4 protein-coding genes are annotated in these 7,826 nt (G+C 50.6%); all 4 read right to left on the bottom strand.

What is annotated here, in order from left to right:
• Positions 1–131 precede the first annotated feature (131 nt).
• On the bottom strand, positions 132–620 hold the full coding sequence (locus AC4GL5_RS15015) for a DUF934 domain-containing protein (RefSeq protein ID WP_490383611.1): 489 nt from the start codon (positions 618–620) through the stop codon (positions 132–134).
• Positions 613–2,259 (bottom strand): nitrite/sulfite reductase, encoded by a 1,647-nt coding sequence (locus AC4GL5_RS15010; protein ID WP_490383610.1) that lies wholly within the window; start codon positions 2,257–2,259, stop codon positions 613–615. Before AC4GL5_RS15010 ends, AC4GL5_RS15015 begins: the two co-directional genes overlap by 8 nt.
• Positions 2,260–2,473: 214 nt before the next feature.
• Entirely contained in the window at positions 2,474–3,763 is a 1,290-nt protein-coding gene (locus tag AC4GL5_RS15005) for an MATE family efflux transporter (RefSeq protein WP_490383609.1), read from the bottom strand.
• 78 nt (positions 3,764–3,841) lie between these two features.
• The gene (gene metH, locus AC4GL5_RS15000) at positions 3,842–7,540 is read right to left on the bottom strand and encodes a methionine synthase (RefSeq protein WP_490383608.1); all 3,699 of its coding nucleotides are present in this window, start codon (positions 7,538–7,540) and stop codon (positions 3,842–3,844) included.
• Positions 7,541–7,826: the final 286 nt, after the last annotated feature.

Genomic DNA, 7,826 nt, shown 5'->3' with positions numbered 1-7,826 from the left:
TGGCTGGCGTGCCATTAAGGCACTTCTGAGCCAGAGCTATTTTGAGTGAGCGGCTTAAAAAGAACCCCCAATGTTGGGTGTCCAACTATTGGGGGTCACTTCACTGAGCGGGGTATTTATCAACCTGAACCTTAGTTCCAGCGCTCGGCAAACAGAGGCTGAGATTTGTCCAGCGCGGCCTGGTAAGCGTTGCTGAATGGTTTCAGGGCGGTCAGTGCTTCTTCAATCGATTTATCTTCACGAACGGCATAGCTGTTAAACCCGCAGCGGCTCATAAAGAAAAGTTGATCCTGGAGAACGTCACCAATTGAGCGCAGTTCACCCTGGTAGTTGAAGCGTTCACGCAGTTGGCGTGCCAGAGTATAACCACGACCATCGCTGAATACCGGGAAGTCGATTGCGACCAAAGGCAGATCCGCTAGGTTCAGGGCTTCTTCACCGAAAACGGTATCGTTAGGCACCCAAACACCAACGGCTTCAAATGCGGAGGCGTCATAATCTCCTGCAACCCATAGAGGGTAAGGCAACAGCACTTTGCCGCTGGATGGCAGTTCAGCTTCAAGGTCGACTTTAACCCAGTTATCCTCAACGATTTCCTGGTTCAGAATAATCTTAGGCATAAACACGCTCCTTAAATTTCGCCTGACCGATGCGGTGGTAAGCTTCTACAAAGGACTCGCCTTCGATACGGTTTTCAACATAAACACCAATGATGGCTTCAATTGCATCAGGGATACGATCCTGTTTAACCGCAGGGCCCAGAATTTTACCGATATTGGCATCAGAACCAGAGCGTCCCCCCAGAGAAACCTGGTAGAACTCTTCACCTTTACGGTCAACGCCAAGCAGGCCGATGTTACCAATATGGTGGTGGCCACAAGCGTTCATGCAGCCAGAGAAGTTGAACTCGATATCGCCCAGATCATACAGATGATCCAGATCATCAAAACGACGCTGAATCGCTTCTGCAACCGGAATGGACTTCGCGTTAGCCAGTGCACAGAAGTCACCGCCTGGGCAGCAGATCATATCGGTCAGTTTGCCGATGTTCGGTGTTGCCAGGCTGTTTTCTTCCAGCACCTGCCACAGTTCAAACAGTTCAGACTTTTTCACGTCTGGCAGAATCAGGTTCTGGTGGTGGCTGACACGCAGTTCACCGAAGCTGTATTTGTCAGCCAGATCGGCAATCAGATCCATTTGCGCATCGGTTACGTCACCCGGTGCAACACCGGTTTTCTTAAGAGAAACGGTTACAGCAATGTAGCCATCTTTCTTATGAGCCTGAGTGTTGTTAGTCACGAAGCGGGAGAAAGCCTTGTTTTCAGTGCGTTGCTGTTCAAAGTTGCCTTCGTCCGGAGCGTTTTCGTATGTCGGGTCGATAAAGAAGCTCGCTGCTTTGGTCATTGCGCTTTCAGTCAGAGTAGAAGGGCCATCAATCAGATGTTCCCACTCAGCTTCAACGCGCTGGGCAAACTCTTCTACGCCCAGAGCTTTAACCAGGATTTTTATACGGGCTTTGTATTTGTTGTCGCGGCGACCAAACTGGTTGTAAACGCGGAGAACCGCTTCCAGATAGGTCAGCAGGTGCTTGGCAGGCAGGTTCTTGCGTACCAGATCACCAATCATAGGCGTACGGCCCAGACCACCACCCACGAAAACATCAAAGCCGAGTGAACCATCATCGTTTCTGACCAGCTGCAGGCCAACATCGTGAACCTTGATCGCGGCACGATCTTCTTCTGTGCCGCTAATCGCAATCTTGAACTTGCGCGGCAGGAAAGCGAATTCAGGGTGGAATGTCGACCACTGGCGTACAATCTCACACCAAGGGCGAGGATCTGTGATCTCATCCTTTGCGATACCGGCAAACTGATCGGTTGTGGTGTTGCGAATGCAGTTGCCGCTGGTCTGGATCGCGTGCATCTCAACTTTCGCCAGTTCTTCCAGGATATCCGGGCAGTTTTCCAGTGCAGGCCAGTTAAACTGCACATTCTGACGGGTTGTAAAGTGTGCATAACCCTTGTCATAGGTGCGGGCTACGTAGGCAAGCTTGCGCAGTTGTGCAGAGTTCAGCATGCCGTATGGAATAGCAACTCGCAGCATAGGAGCGTGACGTTGCACATAGATGCCGTTTTGCAAACGTAGCGGCAGGTATTCAGCCTCTTCCAGTTTGCCATCAAGATAGCGCTGGGTTTGATCCCTGAACTGAATCACACGCTCATCAACTAATTTCTGATCGTAATCGTCGTACTTATACATTTAATTTCCTACGACAGGGTTTCTGTATCAAAAGTGCCAAAAAGTCACGGTAAAGCGGATGTGCTTTTCTAATTAAAAACAGACACTAACCGCATGATTTGCTGAACAATAGCAGTCTTCTCTTATTCTTAAAATGAATTTATATCTATATATTTATTTCATAATGGAATAAAAAAGAAGGTTTAAAAACGGCTTTTGGGTATGGAGTGGGGGCTTAAGCTGTCGACCAGGCTTTGACTTTCCAGAGCCAGATAAAACCAGAGGCATTCAGGCAGCGATAAGCCAGTTGTACCCACCAGATTGCCGTTAGACCAAAGCCGAGGTATACACCAAACACGAAAGCCAGCGGCAGGAAGAACCCCCATTGCAGAGTTACAGAGACCTGCATCACCATCTTGCTGGCCCCGGCACCTAAAAGCGCCTGGGTCAAAACGATTGCAGAGGCATCAATAACCATCATGATGGCCGTCAGTTTCAGCAGTTCAGCACCAAGGGTTATTGCTTCTGGCTCAATCAGGAAAAGTCCAATTACCGGTTCGGCGAGCAGGGTAAGAGGCATTGCAATGATGGTGAGCAGCAGGACGGCCATTTTAGCAACATCAGTGCCCCAGTTCTGCGCGGCCATATCATCCTGTTGGCCTAAAGATCGGCCTACCAGGCTGGTCGCAGCCATGCCTAAACCTACTGCCGGAAGGATCATTAAAAGAGACAGATTGACTAAAACATGACCCACTGCGATCGAAAGAGAACCGATTTGGCCGATAATCCAAAATAGCACAAGGTAGCCAGATGCAAACAGAGTCTGTTGTAGTGAATTTGGTAAGGCTCGATTGACTAGCTGTTTCAGGATTTGGGTATCAATATCAAGTCGGGTAAACGAACGGCAGCCTAGTTTTTTGACGGTATAGACAAACCAGATAAGGGTACCAAGAAAGAGAGAAATGCAGGTGCCTAATCCAGCACCTTCAACCCCCATAGCCGGAAGCCCCAGTTTGCCGTATATCAATAAATAACTAATTGCTATGTTGCTGATATGGATAAAAATGATTGTTTTAAAGTAGATTTTTGAATGATGGGTACCATTCCAATACCCGCGAAAAACTAAATTCAGTCCCACTGCGAGCAGGCCAATCACGCGCCAATCCAGATAGTTCTCTGCTAATTCGACTACGGCGCCATCGTAGTTAATATAAGAAAGGATAAGTCCTGTTAGTGGATAAAAGAAAGCGATCAGAGGAGTGCAGAGCAAGCAGGCGAGCACTAGGCCTGCACTTAGCGTTTTATTCTGAGAGTCCTGGCACTTAGCTCCATAGTAATAAGCGGTGGAGGACTGAACCGCTGATGATATGCCCAGAATCAGAGCGGTAATAACAAATGCTGTGTAACCGGCAACGCCAGCTGCCGCCAAAGCGGTGCTGCCTAAAGCCCCGACCATGGCGGAGTCCACCAGATTGATCAGGCTTTGGGACAGCATACCGCCGATCAGCGGCAGCGCGAGTTTCAAGATCTCACGTTGCCGCTGAAAGGAGGGTGGGGTCAGCAGGGATCGCAATGAAACGACTTAACGTTCAGGCTGAACAGATTAAGCCGGATCGTAGGACAGAACCGGCATCAGCCAGCGTTCCATCTCTTCGGTGGTCTTGCCTTTACGCTCGGCCAGTTGTTCCACCTGATCCAGATCGATCTTGCCGGTACCGAAGTATTTGGCATCCGGATGAGCAAAGTACCAGCCACTGACGGCTGCAGCCGGGGTCATGGCAAAGCTCTCGGTCAGCTCCAGACCACTATGCTGTGGCGCATCCAGCAGGCTGAACAGGGTCTCTTTTTCGGTATGATCCGGGCAGGCCGGGTAGCCCGGTGCCGGGCGGATGCCCTGGTACTGCTCTTTAATCAGAGCGTCGTTATCCAGCTGTTCATCTTTGGCGTAACCCCAGAACTCTTTGCGCACACGCTCATGCAGGTGCTCGGCAAAAGCTTCCGCCAGACGATCCGCCAGTGCTTTCACCATAATGGAGTTGTAGTCATCGCCGGCCGCTTCGTAGGCGTTAGCCAGTTCTTCGGCACCGATACCGGCATTTACCGCAAAGCCGCCGATGTAATCTTCCAGACCGGTGTCTTTGGGCGCAATGTAGTCGGCGAGGCTCAGGTTGGGTTTGCCTTCTGGTTTCGGCGTCTGCTGACGGATATGTTGCAGCAACGCTTTGACATCGCTGCGATTTTCATCGGCATACACTTCAATCTGATCCGCCTGCGTCGTGTTGGCGGGCCAGAAGCCGATTACGCCACGGGCCTGAATCAGTTTCTCGTCGATAATCTTCTTCAGCATCACTTTGGCATCGGCAAACAGGCTGGTAGCCGCTTCGCCAACGACGTCATCGGTCAGAATCTGCGGGTATTTACCGGCCAGATCCCAGGACATGAAGAAAGGCGTCCAGTCGATGCGCTCTGCAATGGTGTTCAGATCGTAATCGTCAAAGGCCTTAACACCGGTAAAGGTCGGTTTAACCGGTTTGAAGTTATCCCAATCCAGTGCCAGTTTGTTATCGCAGGCTTTTTCATAGCTGATGCGGTCCGCCTTGGCGCGGCGGTTGGCGTTACGGATACGGGTTTCTTCGTACTCTTTACGACGACCGGCAACAAAATCATCACGCAGCTCATCGCTCAGCAGGTTACTGGCAACACCTACGGCGCGGGAGGCATCAGTCACGTAAATAACCGGGCCACGCTTGTACTGAGGCTCGATTTTAACCGCAGTGTGTGCTTTGGAGGTGGTGGCACCGCCGATCATCAGCGGGATATCAAATTCCTGACGCTCCATCTCTTTGGCGATATGCACCATCTCATCCAGCGATGGCGTGATCAGGCCGGACAGGCCGATAATATCAGCGTTGTGCTCTTTAGCGGCCTGCAGGATTTTCTCTGCCGGAACCATCACGCCCAGATCAACAACCTCGTAGTTGTTACACTGCAGAACAACACCCACGATGTTTTTGCCGATGTCGTGTACGTCACCCTTAACGGTGGCCATGATGATCTTACCCTTAGCTTCAACTTCACCGGATTTTTCCGCTTCGATAAACGGAATCAGGTGAGCAACAGCCTGCTTCATGACACGGGCAGATTTCACTACCTGAGGCAGGAACATCTTACCGGCACCAAACAGGTCACCGACCACGTTCATGCCATCCATCAGCGGGCCTTCAATCACCTGGATCGGGCGGTCAGCTTCAAGGCGGGCGGCTTCGGTGTCTTCAATGATAAAGTTGGTAATACCTTTAACCAGTGCGTGTTCGATGCGCTTGGTCACCGGCCAGGAGCGCCACTCCAGATCTTCTTTCTTTTCTTCCGCGCCGTTGCCGCGGTATTTCTCGGCAATCTCCAGCAGGCGATCGGTGCTGTCATCACGGCGGTTCAGTACCACATCTTCTACATAGTCACGCAGTTCGGCAGGCAGGTCATCGTAAACCGCCAGCTGGCTGGCGTTCACGATACCCATGGTCATGCCCTCTTTAATGGCGTGATAGAGGAATACGGAGTGAATCGCTTCACGCACCGGGTTGTTACCCCGGAAGGAGAAGGACACGTTTGACACTCCGCCAGAGATCATGGCGTGAGGCAGATTTTGTTTTATCCAGCGAGTAGCGTCGATAAAGTCTACGGCGTAGTTGTTGTGCTCTTCGATACCGGTCGCTACAGCAAAGATGTTCGGGTCGAAGATGATATCTTCCGCCGGGAAGCCGATTTCGTTGACCAGTACATCGTAAGAGCGTTTGCAGATTTCACGCTTGCGCTCGAAGGTGTCTGCTTGACCTTCCTCATCAAAGGCCATGACGATAATGGCTGCACCATAACGCATGCAGAGTTTGGCATGGTGGCGGAAGGCTTCTTCACCCTCTTTCAGGGAGATGGAGTTCACCACAGGTTTGCCCTGTACGCACTTCAGACCGGCTTCGATAATCTCCCACTTGGAGGAGTCGATCATAATAGGGACTTTGGCGATTTCAGGCTCGGCCGCAACCAAATTCAGGAAGGTCACCATGGCAGACTGAGACTCAAGCATGCCCTCATCCATATTGATATCGATGATCTGTGCGCCACCTTCGACCTGCTCCTGAGCAACCTCCAGGGCGGTGTCATAGTCTTCTTCTACAATCAGGCGTTTAAAGCGGGCAGAACCGGTGACATTGGTACGTTCACCGACGTTGACGAACAGGCTGTCAGCACCGATGTTGAAGGGCTCAAGTCCGCTCAGGCGACAGGCTTTGGGCAGATTGGGGATCTGACGAGGCTGGTGTTTGGCAACGGCTTCAGCAATCGCCTGAATATGCTCTGGCGTAGTACCACAGCAACCACCGATGATATTCAGGAAACCACTGGCTGCGAACTCTTCGACAATAACAGCCATCTCTTTACCGGTCTGATCATATTCGCCAAACTCATTCGGCAGGCCTGCGTTAGGGTGTGCTGAGACGTGGGTATCAGCCTTATTGGAGAGTTCTTCGAGATAGGGGCGTAGCTCGGTAGCACCCAGCGCGCAGTTAAGACCAACAGACAGAGGCTTAGCGTGACGAATTGAGTTCCAGAAAGCCTCAGTGGTTTGGCCAGAAAGAGTACGGCCTGATGCATCGGTAATAGTACCTGAGATCATGATCGGTAATTCAACACCGACCTCCTCAAACACATCCTGTACGGCAAATAGTGCGGCTTTGGCGTTTAGGGTATCGAAAATAGTTTCGATCAGAATAATATCTGCACCACCCTCGATCAGGCCTCTGGTAGCCTCACGGTAGTTTTCCGCCAGAGTATCAAAGTCCACATTGCGGAAACCCGGGTCGTTCACATCCGGTGAAAGTGAAGCGGTTCGACTGGTGGGGCCGAGGACACCGGCAACAAAACGTGGCTTGTCGGGGGTTTCTGCTGTTTTTTCATCAGCTGCAGAACGTGCTACACGGGCTGCTTCAACATTCAGTTCGTAGGCCAGTGCTTCCATGCCATAGTCAGACTGAGACAGCTGAGTCGCATTGAAGGAGTTGGTTTCAAGAATATCGGCCCCGGCATCCAGATAGCCTTTGTGCAAACGCTGAATCAGATCTGGTTGAGTAATCACCAAAAGGTCGTTGTTTCCCTTGATGTCTGATGGCCAGTCTTTAAACCTTTCTGAGCGGAAATCATCTTCGGTGAGTTTTTCACCCTGAATCATGGTGCCCATACCGCCGTCCAGTATTAGAATTCGTCTTTTAAGTGCGGCTTTCAGGGTTTTGACACGTGTTTCCAGACTCATTTCTCAGGGTGCTCCGAACGGGTATAAACAGGTTAGGCGATACAAAAGTAAGCGACTTTCGTTGATATTGAGGTGTTATATGTCGCTGTCTCTGAATCAATCGCGTAAGATTGATGTATTCTATCAAATAAAACACAGTTTTAAGAGATCCTAGTCAGATCAGATACTTATATCTGTTTCGGTATTTACTTATAACTGTTGTGACAGAAATTCCGGGCTTTTAAGCAGCGGCAAACCTTACCAAAGACATTTTTCTCTGACCCTGAATTTTTTTTGCGATAACGTG

The sequence above is a fragment of the Oceanospirillum sp. genome (assembly GCF_982874595.1).
This window is presented reverse-complemented; position numbering and strand designations above follow the sequence as displayed.

What these genes read in the sequence shown, in the direction of transcription:
- AC4GL5_RS15015 (WP_490383611.1), bottom strand. Translation starts at nt 620, where the DNA reads ATGCCTAAGATTATTCTGAACCAGGAAATCGTTGAGGATAACTGGGTT.
- AC4GL5_RS15010 (WP_490383610.1), bottom strand. Translation starts at nt 2,259, where the DNA reads ATGTATAAGTACGACGATTACGATCAGAAATTAGTTGATGAGCGTGTG.
- metH (WP_490383608.1), bottom strand. Translation starts at nt 7,540, where the DNA reads ATGAGTCTGGAAACACGTGTCAAAACCCTGAAAGCCGCACTTAAAAGA.